Genomic DNA, 17,092 nt, shown 5'->3' on the forward strand with positions numbered 1-17,092 from the left:
GCTCGCTCCGCTCACTCCTCGCGCTCACCATCTAGCGCCGGGGTGGGCCCGGTGCAGGACCTGCATCTCGGCCAGCAGATAGGAGAGGTGTTCGGTGTGCAGTCCCGCCCGGCCGCCGGCCGGAGCCCAACCGTCGGCGGGTCGGTCCAGGGTCGCCTGCGCCAGGACCGGCTCCACGATCGCCAACCAGGCGTCCCGCAGGGCGGCCGGCGCGGCATCGAGTCCGGCCTCATCGAGCCGACGGGTCAGGTCGTCGGTCTGGAAGAGCTCATGGGTGTACGGCCAGATCTCGTCGACCGCCGCCTGCATCCGCCGATGCGATTCCGCCGTACCGTCGCCCAGGCGGATCACCCACTGCATACCGTGGTCGAGATGGTAGGCCGACTCCTTGCGGGCTTTGGCGGCGATGCCGGCGAGCCGCTCGTCGCTGGCGGCGACCAGCTGGTCGTAGCGCAGCCGCTGGTAGGCCGACAGGAAGAACAGCTTGGCAATGGTGACCGCGAAGTCGCCGTTGGGCAGCTCCACCAGCAGGCAGTTGCGGAACTCCCGGTCGTCACGCAGGTAGGCCAAGGTGTCCTCGGTGACCTCGCCGTCGCCGGCCGTCGCCGGTGACTCGCCCGCCTCGGTCATCAGCTCCCCGGCGTACGACAACAGCAGCCGAGCCGCACCGACCTGGTCGAGGGCGATGTTGGCCAGCGCGATGTCCTCTTCCATCTCGGGTGCGACGGACACCCACTCACCCAGCCGCTGGGCGGCGATCAGCGCGTCGTCGCCGAGCCGGAACAGAAGTTCGGTCAGGTCCTTCTTCACAGGTGGGCCGCTCCGTCGGGCACCTCGTAGAAGGTGGGGTGGCGATAGACCTTGTCCGCCGCCGGGTCGAAGAAGGCGTCCTTCTCGTCCGGACTGGAGGCGGTGATCTGGCTGGCCGGCACCACCCAGATCGACACCCCCTCCTGGCGGCGGGTGTAGAGGTCACGGGCGTTGCGTAGCGCCAGTGTCGCGTCCGGGGCGTGCAGGCTGCCGACATGGCTGTGGGCCAGCCCGCGCCGGGCCCGGACGAAAACCTCCCACAACGGGGAGACCTGCTCACTCACGCTGCCACCTCGACTCGGTCTGCCTGCTTGGCCGCCTGCTTGGCGGCGTACGCGGCGGCGGCCTCGCGTACCCATGCGCCTTCGGCGTGCGCCCGGCGGCGGTGCTCCATCCGCTGCCGGTTGCACGGTCCGTCTCCGGAGATGACCCGCATCAGCTCGGCGTAGTCCGGCTGGGTGAAGTCGTAGGCCTGCCGCTGCTCGTTCCACCGCAGGTCGGGGTCGGGCAGCCGAAGGCCGAGGACCTCGGCCTGCTGCACGCACATGTCGACGAACCGCTGCCGCAGTTCGTCGTTGGAGAACCGCTTGATCTTCCAGGCCATTGACTGGGCGGAGTGGGTCGAGTCGGCGTCCGGCGGGCCGAACATGGCCAGCGACGGATACCACCAGCGGTCGAGCGCGTCCTGGGCCATGGCCTTCTGGGCTGGGGTGCCGTGGGACAGGACGTACAGAATTTCGTAGCCCTGTCGCTGATGGAACGACTCCTCCTTGCAGACTCTGATCATGGCGCGGGCGTAGGGTCCGTACGAGCAGCGGCACAGCGGCACCTGGTTGACGATCGCCGCCCCGTCCACGAGCCAGCCGATCGCACCGACGTCCGCCCAGGTCAGCGTCGGGTAATTGAAGATCGAGCTGTATTTCTGCCGGCCTTCGAGGAGCAGGTCGACCAGTTCTTCCCGGGTCACGCCGAGGGTCTCCGCCGCGGCGTAGAGATAGAGGCCGTGTCCGGCCTCGTCCTGGACCTTGGCGAGCAGGATCGCCTTGCGCTTGAGCGATGGTGCTCGGCTGATCCAGTTGCCTTCCGGCTGCATGCCGATGATCTCGGAGTGAGCATGCTGCGCAATTTGCCGAATCAGGGTTTTTCGGTATGAATCCGGCATCCAGTCGCGCGGCTCAACCTTCTGATCCGCTGCGATGACAGCGTCGAAGTACGCCTGAAGATCGGTGCCGACACTGGGCGCACCGTTGGCCGGTAGTCCACGGGCAGCGGCAACCCGCAGGTCCGCCTCTGCCGCCTCCACCTGATCGAGCAGGCCGCTGGCCGATCCCTCGTCAACGCTGGGGAAGTCGTTGCCGTACACGTAACAAGTGTTACAGCTCTCATACCGCGAAGCCAAGATGTGTCACAAAAGAGACGCTCAGCAACCAGGTGACCACTCAGCGCAGCGACGTCGTCGCCGACCCCGCAAACCAGTCCTAAATCGACCAATGACGCTGGTCACATCGGCGCACATCGCCGGCCCCAGCAGCCTCAGGAGTGATCAGGAGATACGCGTCCCCGGAAACCTGGGCCCGTTGCGCTCTGGCGTGTCGCAATCAGGGACGTAAACTTCGACCAGCTCCTGACCAGGGCAATCACGCAACGACGAACCCCAGTCCTGCGGGTGCGCCCCTCCTGAAGCATCCATACAACCAACTGCCTCAACCACTCGCGAGAACCTCGCGGGAGGTCCATGGCGCGTGCCCAAGCCCCCCAAACCTGCCCGGAGGCCACCCCGACACCGCCGCACACCCCGGCCACTCGGCCCCAACCCGTGGAGTTCCCCGACCATGCGTTCCCGTCTCACGTTGGCGCTCACGCTCGCGGCAGTCGTCCTCGGGGGTGCGGTGCTGATCCCCACCGCGTACGCCGAGCTGACCAGCCGCGACGACGGGGGAACCGTCGGCACGGGCCAGACGCCAGCTCCGTCGGCGGCGACCCCGGCCCCGCCTACGCTGGCACCGGCCACGGTGTCGGTCGACACGGACGGCTTCCTGTCCTGGGCACTGCTCGAACGACAGACAGGCACGATCTCCGGTTCCCAGAACCTGACCGCCACCAGTTCGACCGAGTCGATGATCAAGATCTGGATCGTCTCCGACGTGTTGCGGGTCCTGGGTGACCGGTCGCCCACACCGCAGCTGTTGAAGTGGGCCAGTGCCGCGATCCGGGACAGCGACGACGACGCGACCAACGCGCTGTACAACGGCGGCGGAAAAGATAAGATCATCACTCGCATGATCAAAATGTGCGGTCTGACCGAGACCAAGGCAATCGCGCCCCGAGGGACCACTATCTGGTGGAGTTACACTCAGATCTCCGCCCGGGACGCGGTACGCCTGGGAGAGTGCGTCAGGAACGGGACAGCAGCCGGTCCGAAGTGGACCGAATGGGTGCTGAACGAAATGAGCAAGGTACGCGGCACCACCGCGCCAGCCGACCAAGAGGCTCGACGGGGTGGCGGCCGCTGGGGCATCATCGACGGCCTGCCGGAGGAGATCACGTCCGGGACCCGGATCAGTATCAAGAACGGTTGGACGGCGATCGGCGCTGATCAGTCGTGGCACGTCACGTGCCTCGCCATCGCCGACGACTGGGTGCTGTCCGTACTGATGCGCTATCCGACAGCGAACGGCCTCGACTACGGTGCGCAGGCCTGCGCGAGCGTGGCCAGTCAACTGGTCACCGCCCGCCCCAACACTGGCGTTTAAGCTCCCCCAACCAATTGAATGGCGCTGAACGCGCCCCTACCAATTGGAAAGGACTAATGGCAGTCAACCCTCGGAAGGCTCGGCCCCGCAGTGGTGACGCGACACCGCTGCGCCTCGCCATCATCACTGGCGTACTGGTGGTGTTCGTGGTGGGTGCACTGCGGTTGCTACCCGGATCACCGTTCGCGATCTCCGCCGCCGCCACCTGGGGCGAGTCGACCAGCCAGAGCCAAGAGGGTTCCGATCCTGGTGCACGGCCAACCCCCACCCCCACGACGCCCCCACCCCCGCCGCCGCTGCCCATCAAGGCGGGGCCTGTCGAGATCGACACCACCGGCTGGTACTCCTGGGCCATGCAGGACACCCGCTCGGGGGAGATCTGGGGCTCCGACAACATGGCGCAGACCAGCACCACTGCCTCGCTCATCAAGGCATGGATCGCGGCCGACTACCTGCGCCGGCTGGACGAGAAGGGCCAGGAGCCGACCAAGGCCCGCCTCAACCAGGTGACCATCATGGTCCGGGACAGTGACAACGATGCCGCCTCCGCCCTCTGGAACCAGGTCGGTGGCTCCGCCACGGTGAAACGCCTGATCAGCATCTGCAAGCTGACCGACAGCAGCACCCATCAAAACAACTGGAGCATCACCCGGCTCTCCCCCCGGGACATCACCCGAATGGGTGCCTGCATCGCCGACGGCCGGGCAGCTGGCCCCAACTGGACCAAGTGGTTACTGAACGAGATGCGCGAGGTCCGAGGCGTCGGCGACTTCGGCATCCGTAAGGCCTTCCCCGCCGCCGAACGCGAGGAAATCGCCATCAAGAACGGCTGGGTGGTCCGTGACGACGAGGGCACCTGGCACATAAATTGCCTGGCGATCGGCGACGGCTGGACGATGGGGGTAATGGCCCGCTACCCGGCCAGCAAGGGATACGAGCACGGCGCCACGATCTGCCAGGGCGTCGCCAAGCAGCTCAGGGCCGCCGCCAGCGCTACTGCCTCCGCGAGCGCCAGCGCCAGCGCCGGCGTCTGACCCGGCCGGACTTGCCCGCTCGCTAGCCGGTGAAGAAGGCCGGACCGTCGGCGGGCAACTCCGGTACGGCACCCCGTGCGGCAGCCCGCCGGGCGAACTCCCGTAGGCCCGCCACCTGACGGTCACCGAGCGAGAAGTCCAACACCCGGAAGTAGTTCGCCAGGGTGGCCGCGTCGAACGACTCCCATCGGGCGGCGGCCTCGGCCACCTCGTCCAGCTCGGCGACGCAGAGGTCCCGGGAGCGCAGGAACGCCTCGTGTACCTCCTTGACCAGGCCCGGGTGGGCGGCGGCGAAGTCCCTGCGTACCGCCCAGACGGCGAAGACCATGGGCAGCCCGGTCCACTCCCGCCAGGCCTGCCCGAGGTCGGTGACCTCCAGTCCACGACCCGGCGCCTCGTAGAGCGCGCGCAGCGCCACATCGCCGATCAGCACCCCGGCATCCGCCTCCAGCAGCATCTGGGTCAGGTCGGGCGGGCAGCTGAAGTATTCGGGGTCCACGCCGTACCGCTCGGCCAGCAGCATCTGGGCGAGCAGCACCCCGGTACGGGAGGTCGAGCCGAGCGCCACCTTGGCACCGCCGAGTTCAGTCAGCGGTCGGGTGGAGACCACGTTGACCGAGAGCACCGGACCGTCGCTGCCCACCGCCAGGTCCGGCAGGAGCAGCAGCTCGTCGGCGTGCCGCAGATATTCGACGTGCGAAATGGGCCCGATGTCCAGATTCCCGGCGACCAGATCCGCGCTGAGCCGTTCCGGGCTGTCCTTGTGCAGGTCGACGTCGATCAACGCGCCGGAGCGCATCAACCCCCAGTAGATCGGCAGACAGTTGAGAAACTGGATGTGCCCTACCCGGGGTCGCCGAGAGTCCGTCATGAGTCGACCGTATCCGGCCCTTCCGGACACCGCTCAGCCAGCCGGGCGGACAGTGGCGTAACCCGCATCCCACGATGCCCCTAAATCCTTCGCTCCCGGACACGTCGCGGCGTAGGATCGACGGCCGCGCGAGGCAAGCGCCTCCCTCTATTGGGCACAGCCGGCACCGCGTCGACGGAGCAGCCGGGCGGCCCAGGTCAAGCGATCAATACGAACGCACCGAAAGGTCGTCGCATGACCCTGTCCGCCCAACGATCCGACACCCCTGCCTCCGACCCTCCTGCCGCAGACGATCTCGACAGTCAACTGGCCGCCGAACGGGCCCATCTTGATCTTTCCCGGGCTGCTCTGCACCGGATGCGGGAACGCGCCGAGGCGCTGTTCAGCTCCGGTGCCCAGGTGGCCGGCGACCCGTACGCCGCGGAGATGCTCGGGCGCACCCTGTCCCGTCGGGTCGCCGAACTCGCCGACGATCCGAACACCCCGCTCTTCTTCGGCAAACTCGACTTCGGCCCCGCCATCGATAGCGCCCCTGAAGGTGCTGCCGCAGACACTCCCGAGGCCGCCATTGATCACGGCGATCATGCGGGCCGGTCGTACCACATCGGGCGGCGGCACATCACCGACGAGGTGGGCGAGCCGCTGGTGCTGGACTGGCGGGCCCCGGTCTCCCGATCGTTCTACCGAGCCAGCGTGCGCGACCCGCAGGGCGTGGCGACCCGACGCCGGTTCGGCTTCGGCGCGGGCGTACTGACCAGCTTCGAAGACGAGCACCTGGACCGGGGCGAGGAACTGGGCACCGCCTCCCGCATCCTCACCGCCGAAATCGAGCGCCCCCGCGTCGGGCCGATGCGTGACATCGTCGCCACCATCCAGCCCGAGCAGGACGAACTCGTCCGCGCCGACCTCGCCGACTCGATCTGCGTACAGGGTGCCCCCGGCACCGGGAAGACCGCCGTCGGCCTGCACCGGGCCGCGTACCTGCTCTACCTGCACCGGGAACGGCTACGCCGCTCCGGCGTACTCGTCGTCGGGCCCAACCGGGCGTTCCTGTCGTACATCTCGGCGGTGCTGCCCGCGCTCGGCGAGGTGGAGGTCGCCCAGGCCACCGTCGAGGACCTGGTCGCGCGGCTCCCGGTCCGCGCCACCGACGACCCGGCCGCCGCCGTGGTCAAGCACGACGCCCGGATGGCCGACGTGCTCCGCCGGGCCCTATCCGGGTACGTCCGCAAGCCCGAAGAGCCGATCGTCGTATCCGACGGTTCCTACCGTTGGCGGATCGGGGCGGACGCGCTGCGTCGGGTGGTCGACGAGGCCCGCCGCGAAGGGCTGCCCTACGGCACCGGCCGCGAGCGGGTCCGCGCCCGGGTGGTGGGCCTGCTGCAACGGCAGTCCGAGGCCCGACGGGGAGACTCGCCCAGCGACGCGTGGCTACGCAGAATGGGCAAGGCGAAACCGGTCGCCGAATTCCTGGACGCGGTCTGGCCGGCGGTCACCCCGGACGGGCTGCTGTTCACCCTCTTCTCCGACGCCGCTGCGCTGGCCAGCGCCGCCGATGACCTGCTCACCGCCGAGGAGCAGGCACTACTGGTCTGGTCCAAGCCGCCCCGGTCGGCCAAGGCCGCGAAATGGAGCGCCGCCGACGCCGTACTGATCGACGAGGCAGTCGGGCTGATCGAACGTACGAGCAGCTTCGGACACGTGGTGGTGGACGAGGCGCAGGACCTGTCCCCGATGCAGTGCCGGGCGGTGGCCCGGCGCAGCGAGCACGGGTCGATCACCCTGCTGGGGGACCTCGCCCAGGGCACCGCCCCGTGGGCCGCCACCGACTGGCGGGTGTCCCTGACCCACCTCGGCAAGCCGGACGCGGCCGTGGTCCCGCTGACCGTCGGGTTCCGGGTGCCCGCAGCGGTGGTGGCATTCGCCAACCGGCTGCTGCCGGCGCTGGCGGTGGACGTACCGCCGGCCGAGTCGCTGCGGCGTGATGGGGCGCTCGACATCCGTACCGTGGCCGAGCCTTCCGGGGTGGACGATGCGACGGCGGCCGAGGTGCGGGCCGCGCTGGCGTATGACGGCTCGGTGGCGGTGATCGCCGCCGACGCGTCAGTCGAGCGGTTGCACACGGTCCTAGCCGACGCCGGGATCGAGGTGTCCACCGCCGAGGATGTCGACTCCACCGCACGGGTCACCGTCGTCCCGGCCACCCTGGTCAAGGGCCTGGAGTACGACCACGTCATCGTCGTCGAGCCGGCGCAGATCGTGGCCGCCGAGCCGCGCGGCCTGCACCGCCTCTACGTGGTGCTGACCCGGGCCGTCTCCCGGCTCGCCGTCGTACACGCCGCCCCCCTCCCCACCCCGCTTTGATGTTAGGAAGGGCCCCTTCTTATCGCATTTTGCATAAGAAGGGGCCCTTCCTAACGCCTCAGCGTCGCGGGCGACCTCAGTTGAGCAGGTTCCGGCCCATGCTGCCGACAAGCGCACCCGAGTGGGCAAGGTCAGCACAATAGAAGATCGCGTCCGTCAGCAGAGGACCATAACGGACCTCGGGCAACGGCGTTCCTCGACGTGGCACCGGCAGCCACACGCTCAATCGCATCAGCGCCCCGGCCTCTAAATTGCTGCCCTCATTCGAGGCGCTGACCACGATGTCGAGCGGGCCGACGCCGTCGAGGTTCAGAACGGCAACTGAATCACCGAGCCAGTCGTTCGTCTCGGCAACCTCTCCCCCCTTGTTCCGTCCCACTACCTGCCCCTGGTGGTAGACGACCCGCCGGCTCCAGCTCAGGCCGTCCGGGCCACCGACCAACAGGTACACCGCGCCCGCGTTCTCGGCGGAGCCGATGTCCTCCTGAAACGCGCCGACCAACACGTCTACGTAGCCGTCACCGGTAACGTCGCCGGTGGAAATCGAATGGCCGAAGTGGTCTCCGCCCCGCTCTCCGAAATACTCCTTCCTGGGCTCAAGGCGTCGAACACCCTCCTTGGTCAGACCAGCTTCGGTGCCCGGCATATAGATCACCGCGCCGTTGACGGAGCGGGGAATGGCGCCAATCAGATCGCCGTAGCCATCCCGGTTGATGTCGGCGATCTTGATAACCTCGCCGAGGGTCGCGGCGTTGATGTCGAGCCCGCCGGAAAGGGTGGTGGACCCGGTGGTCGTTGGCCCCGCCGGGCCGCCGGGCAGCAGCGTGACCAAACCGTTTCCGTGACCCCCTGGGTAGTAACCTTCGCCGGCAGCACCGATGGCCAGGTCTGGATATCCGTCTCCGGTCACGTCACCGATTGCCAGTCCACTTCCGAATGTGTCGTGTGCTTCCACCACGTCCGGCATACCCGGGCTGTCCTGGGTCAACTGCCGTACGCCGTCGATGGTCACGCCAGCGGCACTGCCAGCAAACACCGTCACCGTTCCCGCAGATGCCTTCCCATCGACCGCTTCGCCGGGCGTGCCGACCGCCAGGTCGGCGAACCCGTCACCGTTGAGATCCCCAACCGCAAGGCTGCTGCCAAAGAACGCATAGCCCGTTGATGTTCCGGGTACGCCTGGCGTGTCCTGGGTCAGGTGCTGGGGATCGGTCGAATCGAGGCCCTGCGGACCGCCATAGTAGATCCAGATTCCGCCAGCGCACGCGGTACTCGAATCCTCCGGCACCGCGTACTCGCCGAGATGCGCCACCACGAGATCGCCGTAACCGTCGCCGTTAAGGTCCCCGGCTGCCAGCGTGTCCCCAAAGCCGGCCGAGGTCGAGGCATAGACCGGAGTTATCAGATAGCCATGAGGCAACCGACTGGAATAGTCGACGATGACGGCCTTGCCGGCGAGGCCGGGTCTGACAGCGACGGAGCCAGCAACGACGAGCTCGTCCCGCCCGTCACCGTCGAAATCGAACGGCCTCGAAGTTGGTGGCACCGTCGCAGCTGCAGCAGATACGGGCACGACCGACAGTGCCAGGACGGAAACTGCAATGGCAGAAACGAGGGTGCGGTTACGTGGCCAGACGCCCATTGATCCCTCCCAGGAACAGGGCGACAAGCATAGATCATGATGCCTGGCGCAACATCGCGATCCGGCCGCCCTCGCCGGAGGCCCAGCAGGTGCCGTCGGCCACGCATTCCACCGAGTCGAAGCTGCCGGTGTCGAACCGCTGCCAGTTACGCCCACCGTCGTAGCTGACGTCGCTGCCGGTCGGGCCGACGGTCAGCGCCGTCTGCCCACCGCCCCGGGTGACCCAGGCCGCCCCGGACCGGTACTCGCCGGGCTGCCGACCGGCCAACGTCCAGCTGCGGCCACCGTCCCGGCTCACCGCCGCGCCGTCCGGGGCGCTGGTCGGCGTCGCGTAGTCGCCGCCCAGCGCGATGCCGTGCCGGGGGTCGCGGAACGCCAACGTGTAGATGCCGGCCGACGGGCCGCTCGGCACCGGCGTGTCCGTCACCCGCCAGGTACGCCCCCGGTCGTCGGTACGGAACACCCGTGACTCGCTGCCACCTCCGGTGGCGAACCAGGCCACGTCGGGGCCACGGTCGGCGGTGATCAGGCAGGTGCCGCTGGCCGCGAAGGCGAACTCGCCCTCCAGTGCCGCCGGCATGCCCGTCGACGGCAGCACTGCCCAGGACTGCCCGCCGTCCGAGGTGGACAGGATCCGGAACTTGCCGTCGACCGGGTCGGAGAGGGCCAGGCCGTGCCGCCGGTCGAAGAAGGCCATGCAGTCGTAGAAGGCGCGTTCGTCGTCGTTGCGGAACGTCTCGGTCCAGTTCTGCCCACCGTCGGAGGTTCGGTAGATCCGCGATTCGCCGCCCGCACCGATGGAGAGGATCACGGCATGGTCGGCGTCGAACGCCTCGATGTCGCGGAACTGCAGGGCTGACACTCCTGCGGGGCCGACCTGCTGCCAACTCCGACCACCATCGACGGTACGCAGCACGGTGCCGCCACTGCCGCTGGCCCAGGCCACCCGTGCGCTGACCGGGGCGAGCCCGCGTAGCCGGGCGGTCGAGCCGGTCTCGGACAGCTGCCAGCTCGGATCGGGTCGCCAGGTGAAGCCGGAGGTGGTGGCCAGCACCGCGACGGAGAGGGCGAGAGCTGAGAGCACACGTAGCCGCATGGCCCCGGAACATACCGGACATCGGCGTTCTTGGAAATACTGCGAGTCGCCGCCGACACTGTCCGGTGGCAGCACCCATCACAGAGGTTTAGGCAGTTCGGCTAGCACCTGGAAACCGCCGTGCGGCCCGGCCTGGGCCACCAGCGTTCCGCCCGCCTCGGCAAGCCGTTCCCCCAAGCCTTTCAGCCCGTTGCCGGAGCCCTCGGCAGGCTGGCCCGTCGGGCGGGACGAGGACGAGGGTGAGGACGAGGACGAGGGCGAGGTGGTGGGGGAGGGCGAGGCGGTGGGCGAGGGCGACGGTGAGGTGGTGCCGTTGTCCGTGATCTCCAGTCGGATTCGCTCGGGGTCGTGCGTCAGGACGATCTCGACCTGGGTGGCGTCGCTGTGCCGGATGATGTTCGTCGTGGCCTCGCGTACCACCCAACTGAGCACGGTCTCGGCATCCGGGGCGAGCGGTGGGCCGGTGAGCTGAACGTCCTGCGTGACCCCTGCCGTGGTCAGCGCCGACCGGGCGCGGTCCAGTTCGGCGGCCAGGTTGCTTTCGCGATACCCCGAGACGGCTTCCCGGATCTCGGTCAGCGCCTGCCGACCGACGGTCTCGATGTCGGACGCCTGGGCGAGCGCCTGCGCCGGGTTACGGTCCATCAGTCGGCGTACCGCTTCGGCCTTCACCACGATGACTGACATGCTGTGTCCGAGCAGGTCGTGCAGGTCGCGGGCGAAGCGAAGGCGTTCCTGGTCCACTGCGGACCGGGCCAGTTCCTCCCGGGTCCGGCGCAGCTCCGCCGTAGTCGCGGCGAGACTGATGATGGCTGCTGTCACCAGGCCGGAGATGAAGGTGCCGTACCCGTTGATCATCGCGGCCAACGGGTCGTGGTCCCGCTCCCCGGAGATCACTCCCGCCGAGCCACCCAGGACGATCAGCGCCATGATGAGGTGCTGACCTCGGAGTACGGCACCACAGGCCAGCGCCAACGGCATGAACAGCTGGATCCAGCTGCCGCCGTACGCCAGGGCAAGCGGGTAGGTGACGGCAGCCTGCGCGGCGAGCAGTATCAGCGTGGTCCGGTTGGCGCTGCGGCGAGGATCAAACGCCCGGTACGCCACCACGACATAGAGGGTGACGAAGGCCAGTAGGCCGGCACCGCCCAGCCAGGGCGGGGACACTTCGCCTCGGATCAGGTCGGCGACGGAACCGGCGGTCAGCATCAGCCACGGCAGGAAGGCGGCCCCGCTGGTCAGCTCCGGCAGCTCGCCGACGTTTGCGTTGATGTTCGGATTCGGCCACCAGCGCTTCTTCATGCCCATCCCGCTCGACTCGATCCTGTTTCTTCTGCCTCGACTCAACTCGCCCGGTCAGGCGCAACCGCCGGTCAGGCGCGACGGCCGGCCCGACGGTACGCGTAGCCGGCGTACGCGCCGAACACCACCAGCCAGCCGACCAGGACGAGTACGGTGTCGAGCCCCACTGCGGCACCCTGCACGGTGTCCCAGCCCAGCTCCCCGAAGCGGTGCCCCGGAGTCCACCGGGCAATGGCGGCCAGCCAGTCGGGGAACTCCGACACCGGGAACCACAGACCACCGAGGAAGGCCAGGAACAGGTTGGTCACGATGTTGGTCACGTTGGTGGTCTGGGCGGAGAGGGCGTACCCGTTGGCCAGGCCGAGCATGGTGAACGGCACCGAGCCGATCCACAGCAGCAGAGTCAGCATCACCCACTGGCCAAGCCCGAGGCGTACGCCGTTGACGATCGCCCCGGTGAGCAGCACCACCACGATCGCCGGCAGCACCATCAGCGAACCGGTCACGGCCCGCCCGACGACCGCCTGGGCCGAGGTCAACGGGGTGATCCGCAGTTGACGTAGCCAACCGACGGCCTTGTCCTCGGCCACCGCCGTGCCGGCGGTCAGTCCGGCGCTCAGCGCACCGTACGCGGCTAGGCCCACCATCGCGGTGACTGCCCAGCCGGAGGAGCCGTCGGCCTTGCCGCCGACGTTGGTGAACATCAGGTACATCAGCACGGGGGTGCCGATGCCGAAGATGACGAACCCGGTGTCCCGGAAGGTACGACGGACTTCCAGCTTGACGTACTGGTAGACCGGGGTGATCTGGCCGAGCATCACGAGCCTGCTTTCAGGGTTGGTACGAAGAAGAAGTGAGGAACGAGACGAGCGTCAGGAAGGCGGGGTGGCGGTGAGGGTCAGGAAGGCGTCCTCCAGTCCGGCGGAGGTCACTTCGAGGCCCCGTACCGGTCCGAGCAGCGCGAGGGCATGCACGGTCGCGTCGGAGTCGGAGGTCCGCAGGAGCACCCGACCATCGCGCTGGGCCACCGAGAGCACCCCGGGCAGCGACTCCAGGCCGGCGGGCGCCGGGCGACCCTGAAGGTCGAAGGAGACGAGACTCGCCCCGACGGCCTGCTTGATCTCGGTGTTGCTGCCGTCGGCAACGACCCGTCCCCGGTCGATGACCACGACTCGGTCGGCATTCTGGTCCGCCTCCTCCAGGTAGTGCGTGGAGAAGAGGACGGTCTTGCCCCGCTGGGTGAACGCCTGCATCGACTCCCAGAACGCGCGCCGGGCCGCCACGTCGAGCGCGGCGGTCGGCTCGTCGAGGACCAGCAGGTCCGGGTCGCCGACGAGGGCGACGGCGAAGGAGACCCGCTGCGCCTGACCGCCGGAGAGTCGGTCCACCCGGCGGCCGGCGAGGTCGGTGAGCCCGGCCAGGGCCAGGGCCTCGTCGACCGGCATCGGCTTCGGGTAGCTGCTGGCCACGAAGGTCACCAGCTCGCGCACCGTGACCCGGGGTACGGGCTTGCTGTCCTGGAGCATCGCACCGACCCGTCCGGCGCGTACCGCCCGCTGCGGGGTTTCCCCGAAGAGTCGCACCTGGCCGGCGGTCGGCTCGTCCAGGCCCAGCAGCAGACTGATCGAGGTCGACTTGCCCGCGCCGTTGCGCCCGAGCAGGGCGACCCGCTCGCCCCGCCCGATGGTGAGGTCGAGCCCGGCGACCGCCCGTACGTCGCCGAAGGTCCGGACCGCGCCGGCGAAGTTCACCATCGGTGCCGCGTCGTGTGTCTTCGTCATGCCAAGAACGATATGAGCGCAGCTCAGGTGCCTTGTAGACGAAAATATCCGGACTCCGGCAGGACAAATGTCATTGCCGCCAGCGCCCGAACAAAGGACTCAGAGCCAAACAAAGGACTCAGAGCCAAACGAAGAACTCAGAGCCAGCCGCGTTCGTCGGCGATCCGGGCGGCCTCCGTACGGTTTCTTGCTCCGGTCTTGCCGATCGCCGACGACAGGTAGTTACGTACGGTGTTCTCCGACAGCCACAGCTTCGCCGCGATGTCCGCCACCGTCGCGCCGCCCAGTCCGGCCGCCAGTACCTCCCGTTCCCGGGCGGTCAGCGGGCTCGGTCCGGCGCTCAGCGCGGCAGCCGCCAGCGTGGGATCAATTACCGACTCACCATTAAGCACCCGGCGGATCGACGCGGCCAACTGATCGACCGGTCCGTCCTTGGACAGGAAACCCCTCGCCCCGACTTCCATTGCCCGACGCAGATAGCCGGGACGGCTGAACGTCGTAATGATGAGCACCTTGCAGGTGGGCAGTTGAGTACGCAGGTCGGCAGCGGCATCCAGGCCGCTGCGGTGGGGAAGCTCGATGTCCAGGACCGCGACGTCGGGCCGGACCTCCAACGCGACCGGCACGATCTGGTCGCCCTCGGCAACCTGGGCCACGACCGTCATGTCATCTTCGAGGTCGAGCAGCAGGGCGAGCGCACCACGCATCATTCCCTGGTCCTCGGCCAGCAAAATCTTCACGGGCTCGACGGGAGCGCCTCCGGCCGGGGCATCGGTCATGGCCACCACGATACGGGGATGCTGATCATGAACTGTCGAGCCCGAGCGCGTCCAGCGCCGCAGCAAGGTCGGCGGCGACGATCACCTGCCCGGTCCGGCTTCCATCGGGTACGAACACCCGACACTCGTGCCGGTCGAGTTGCACGGTGACCGGCTGCCCCGGATGCTGTTCGCCCAGCCATCGGATCGCCGATGCGGGATCGACCGTCGGGTCGGATGCGACCGGGCTGGCGGCGGCTGACTGCGGGACGACAAGCGGCTCCCCCGGGTCGGTCGGCACCGCCTCCAACACCGCGATGTCGAGGTATTCGAGGCAGTACGCGATCGCCGCTTCCAGGGTCGGATGCATCGGCGACTCGGTACGGCCGGGGGTGCCGAGTTCGATGCTCCACCATTCGCCGTGCACCCGAAGCGGGTTGCCCTCGGCGTACCGGTGGTTTTCGACGGTGATGATGGCGTTCAGCCCCAGCCCCAGGGCGAGCCGGATCAGGTCGGCCAGCGGCGGTGCGGCCGGTCGGGCGGCGAGCACCAACAGTCGAGCCGACGGCCACCAGGGCCCGGCCGCCCGGAGGTGCTGGGCGAACACGTCGGCGTCGGAGTCCGGCAGGATGACGATCCCGTCGAGCAGGTCCTGATCGATCGGGTGGCCGCCGTCGAGTTCGGTGAGGTCCTCGGGGCGTACCCGGAATGTGTCGGCCCAGGTGGCAAGCTGGTGGCGCGCGGGAAGCCGGACCACCGGCCGACCATCGGGGTGCAGGGTCAACCATTCGACGTCGACGGGATCGCCGGCCCGCCAGTTCAGGTGCACCGCCCGTCCGCGCAGGTCGGTGATGGTGACGACCAGTCCGGAGTGGATTCGGTGGGTGCCCGCGCAGGTCGGGCAGGGCAGCACCGAGCGGTGCTGGCCGGTGCCGTCGCAGAACGGGCAGCCCGACTCGGGCCGCTGCCCGGCAATCGCACAGTGGCAGACCTGCACGCCACTGGCCGGATCACAGTCCGGGCAGGGCAGTTCGGTGATCGGCTCCCCCTGCCAGCTCGGGGCGGGCGGTTCCGGATCACGCCGCAGCACCGGGCTGATCCGGCGTACCGTTTGCCCGCTTTCCCGTTCAACCAGGGTCTCGGTGGTCCCGACCATCCGGAGCACGGCGTACCACCAGCGCCCGTCCCGCCAGATCGCCTGCGCGCCGGCCACATCGTCGCCGCGTCGGCTCGGCCGGGCACAGTCGGCGACGATCCGGCGTTCGAGCTGGTCAAGCTCGGTCGCCGGCCGCCGGGGAGTCGGCACGGCGGCTGGCTGGACCAGGTACGCCGATGCGGGCGCGGGCCGCCGGGAGGTGACCACGCCGTCCAACGCCCGTCGTACGGTGGTGACCGCCACCGCCTCGCGCAGGTCGGCCGCCTCGCCACCCGGCTGGGCCGGCACCTCGGCGTCGGCCGCCCGATAGCCGATGCTCCAGCGCAGCCCGCCGTCGCTGGTCCGGCGGGCTTCCACCACCAGGTCGAGACAGAGCAGCCCGGCGATGACACACAGCCGGTCGAGCCCACGGTCGAGGTCGGGCGGGACGATAGCGGTGGCTGCGGCAACGTCGCTGTGTCCGAGGTAGACCCGCCACGGGTAGTAGCTGTGGGCGGCGAGCGCCTTCGCCTCCAGCGCGTGCCGCCGTGCGGCGGGCAGGTGTGGTCGCCACTGTCTCGGTAACCGGACGACAGGTTCGACCGCCCCGGTCAGCACGCTCCGCCAGGCGGTGACGCCGACGGTGTCGGCCAGCTCGCTCACCAGCGGGGTCAGCTCGATCCACCAGCCGCTGTCCGGGTCGGGCGTCGGCTCGTACCCGCCGGGCACCACGTTGTGTGAGGCGACCGCCCCGGTGTCGAGGTTGGCCATGGTGAGCACGAGTTGCGCTCGCCGTCGACCGGTCTGCCCGCACCGATTACAACCGGTGGCCACGCTGCCCGCCCCGGCACAGAGCCGACAGTCCGGATAGGGCTCGCCGGCTCGGGTTTGATCCGCCGCGCTTTGGTCTGTACGGCAGCGGCAGGGCACCAGCCGGAATGTCATCCCGTCGCAGTCGGGACAGTCGACCACCATCGGGTCGAGCACGCGAGGGTCGGTCACCGTCGCCGCCCCGCCGTACACGGCACGTCGTGGTCGGCCCCCAGCATGCAGCGTCGCCCGTCGTCGAGCTTCCGGTCGCAGAAGAGCCGATACTGTACGGCCGCGTCGTCCTCTTCGGACAGCGAAGCGTTGCCCTGGTCCACGTCCGGCAGGAACGTCACCGATCGGGCCAGTGCCCGAGCGAAGTGCTTCGCCGCTTCCAGGTCTACCGCCGTGAACGGCACGTGCGCGACGTACCTCGGTCGCCCGATCATCGGTCACCCACCAGGTCATGCATGCTTCGGGCCTGTCGGGACTGCCAGTCCCGGAGCGCATCCTTGATCTGGCGCGTCTCCTCCCAACTCCGGGCCACCTCGTCGTAGAGCAGGGCCAGGTCGTCGGCGACCCGTTCGAGGAAGTCACCGACCTCGACAGCATCCACCCCGCGCCGACCGCGTCGACTGAACCGGGTCTCGCGTACCTGCCAGGGTGGCATCGGGGTACGCACCTCCGACCGGTACGCCGTTCGCACCCCCGGCCCGGTCCCCGCCCGGTCCACCTGCGA

The 17,092-nt window shown here is 68.9% G+C and carries 16 protein-coding genes; 3 read left to right on the forward strand and 13 right to left on the reverse strand.

The genetic code is table 11. The annotated features are described in order from the left end of the window. Positions 1-24: 24 nt before the first annotated feature. Genes paaC through paaA form a run of 3 tightly spaced genes read right to left on the reverse strand, consistent with a single transcriptional unit; the run spans position 25 to position 2,173 of the window. Complete coding sequence (gene paaC, locus ACWDV4_RS07845; RefSeq protein ID WP_449975714.1) at positions 25-810, reverse strand: 1,2-phenylacetyl-CoA epoxidase subunit PaaC; 786 nt, start codon at positions 808-810, stop codon at positions 25-27. After that, positions 807-1,094 carry a 1,2-phenylacetyl-CoA epoxidase subunit PaaB gene (paaB, locus tag ACWDV4_RS07850; RefSeq protein WP_184534634.1) on the reverse strand — a complete coding sequence of 96 codons (288 nt, stop codon included), beginning with the start codon at positions 1,092-1,094 and terminating at the stop codon, positions 807-809. The genes paaC and paaB overlap by 4 nt, the downstream gene beginning before the upstream one ends. Further along, positions 1,091-2,173: a 1,2-phenylacetyl-CoA epoxidase subunit PaaA gene (gene paaA, locus ACWDV4_RS07855; protein ID WP_449975715.1), complete on the reverse strand. Its 1,083-nt coding sequence runs from the start codon at positions 2,171-2,173 to the stop codon at positions 1,091-1,093. Before paaA ends, paaB begins: the two co-directional genes overlap by 4 nt. Positions 2,174-2,642: 469 nt before the next feature. On the opposite strand from paaA, the gene ACWDV4_RS07860 reads away from it, so the two are divergent. Both ACWDV4_RS07860 and ACWDV4_RS07865 read left to right on the forward strand, forming a co-directional pair. Beyond that, positions 2,643-3,563, forward strand: coding sequence for a serine hydrolase (locus ACWDV4_RS07860; protein WP_449975716.1), 921 nt, complete (start codon positions 2,643-2,645; stop codon positions 3,561-3,563). Positions 3,564-3,619: 56 nt separating this feature from the next. Continuing rightward, complete coding sequence (locus ACWDV4_RS07865; protein WP_449975717.1) at positions 3,620-4,597, forward strand: hypothetical protein; 978 nt, start codon at positions 3,620-3,622, stop codon at positions 4,595-4,597. A 22-nt stretch (positions 4,598-4,619) separates the two neighbouring features. On the opposite strand, the gene ACWDV4_RS07870 is transcribed toward ACWDV4_RS07865, so the two are convergent. Beyond that, on the reverse strand, positions 4,620-5,468 hold the full coding sequence (locus ACWDV4_RS07870) for a menaquinone biosynthetic enzyme MqnA/MqnD family protein (RefSeq protein ID WP_449975718.1): 849 nt from the start codon (positions 5,466-5,468) through the stop codon (positions 4,620-4,622). A 234-nt stretch (positions 5,469-5,702) separates the two neighbouring features. On the opposite strand from ACWDV4_RS07870, the gene ACWDV4_RS07875 reads away from it, so the two are divergent. Next, positions 5,703-7,832, forward strand: coding sequence for a HelD family protein (locus ACWDV4_RS07875; protein ID WP_449975720.1), 2,130 nt, complete (start codon positions 5,703-5,705; stop codon positions 7,830-7,832). Between the two features lie 76 nt (positions 7,833-7,908). On the opposite strand, the gene ACWDV4_RS07880 is transcribed toward ACWDV4_RS07875, so the two are convergent. The 9 genes from ACWDV4_RS07880 to ACWDV4_RS07920 form a co-directional block, all read right to left on the reverse strand. Continuing rightward, positions 7,909-9,474: an FG-GAP-like repeat-containing protein gene (locus ACWDV4_RS07880; protein WP_449975721.1), complete on the reverse strand. Its 1,566-nt coding sequence runs from the start codon at positions 9,472-9,474 to the stop codon at positions 7,909-7,911. A 34-nt stretch (positions 9,475-9,508) separates the two neighbouring features. Further along, a complete protein-coding gene (locus tag ACWDV4_RS07885) occupies positions 9,509-10,570 on the reverse strand; it encodes a WD40/YVTN/BNR-like repeat-containing protein (RefSeq protein WP_449975722.1) in 1,062 nt (353 codons plus the stop codon). Positions 10,571-10,648: 78 nt separating this feature from the next. Further along, a complete protein-coding gene (locus ACWDV4_RS07890) occupies positions 10,649-11,872 on the reverse strand; it encodes a sensor histidine kinase (RefSeq protein WP_449975723.1) in 1,224 nt (407 codons plus the stop codon). A gap of 71 nt (positions 11,873-11,943) precedes the next feature. Next, a complete protein-coding gene (locus ACWDV4_RS07895; protein ID WP_449975724.1) occupies positions 11,944-12,690 on the reverse strand; it encodes an ABC transporter permease in 747 nt (248 codons plus the stop codon). Between the two features lie 54 nt (positions 12,691-12,744). Then, positions 12,745-13,653 carry an ABC transporter ATP-binding protein gene (locus tag ACWDV4_RS07900; protein WP_449975725.1) on the reverse strand — a complete coding sequence of 303 codons (909 nt, stop codon included), beginning with the start codon at positions 13,651-13,653 and terminating at the stop codon, positions 12,745-12,747. 137 nt (positions 13,654-13,790) lie between these two features. Then, entirely contained in the window at positions 13,791-14,432 is a 642-nt protein-coding gene (locus tag ACWDV4_RS07905) for a response regulator transcription factor (RefSeq protein WP_449975727.1), read from the reverse strand. 25 nt (positions 14,433-14,457) lie between these two features. Beyond that, positions 14,458-16,548 (reverse strand): hypothetical protein, encoded by a 2,091-nt coding sequence (locus ACWDV4_RS07910; protein WP_449975729.1) that lies wholly within the window; start codon positions 16,546-16,548, stop codon positions 14,458-14,460. Next, positions 16,545-16,802, reverse strand: coding sequence for a hypothetical protein (locus tag ACWDV4_RS07915; protein WP_449975730.1), 258 nt, complete (start codon positions 16,800-16,802; stop codon positions 16,545-16,547). The genes ACWDV4_RS07910 and ACWDV4_RS07915 overlap by 4 nt, the downstream gene beginning before the upstream one ends. Next, the gene (locus ACWDV4_RS07920; protein ID WP_449975731.1) at positions 16,799-17,086 is read right to left on the reverse strand and encodes a DivIVA domain-containing protein; all 288 of its coding nucleotides are present in this window, start codon (positions 17,084-17,086) and stop codon (positions 16,799-16,801) included. The genes ACWDV4_RS07915 and ACWDV4_RS07920 overlap by 4 nt, the downstream gene beginning before the upstream one ends. Positions 17,087-17,092 lie beyond the last annotated feature (6 nt).

The sequence above is a fragment of the Micromonospora sp. NPDC003197 genome (assembly GCF_053590565.1).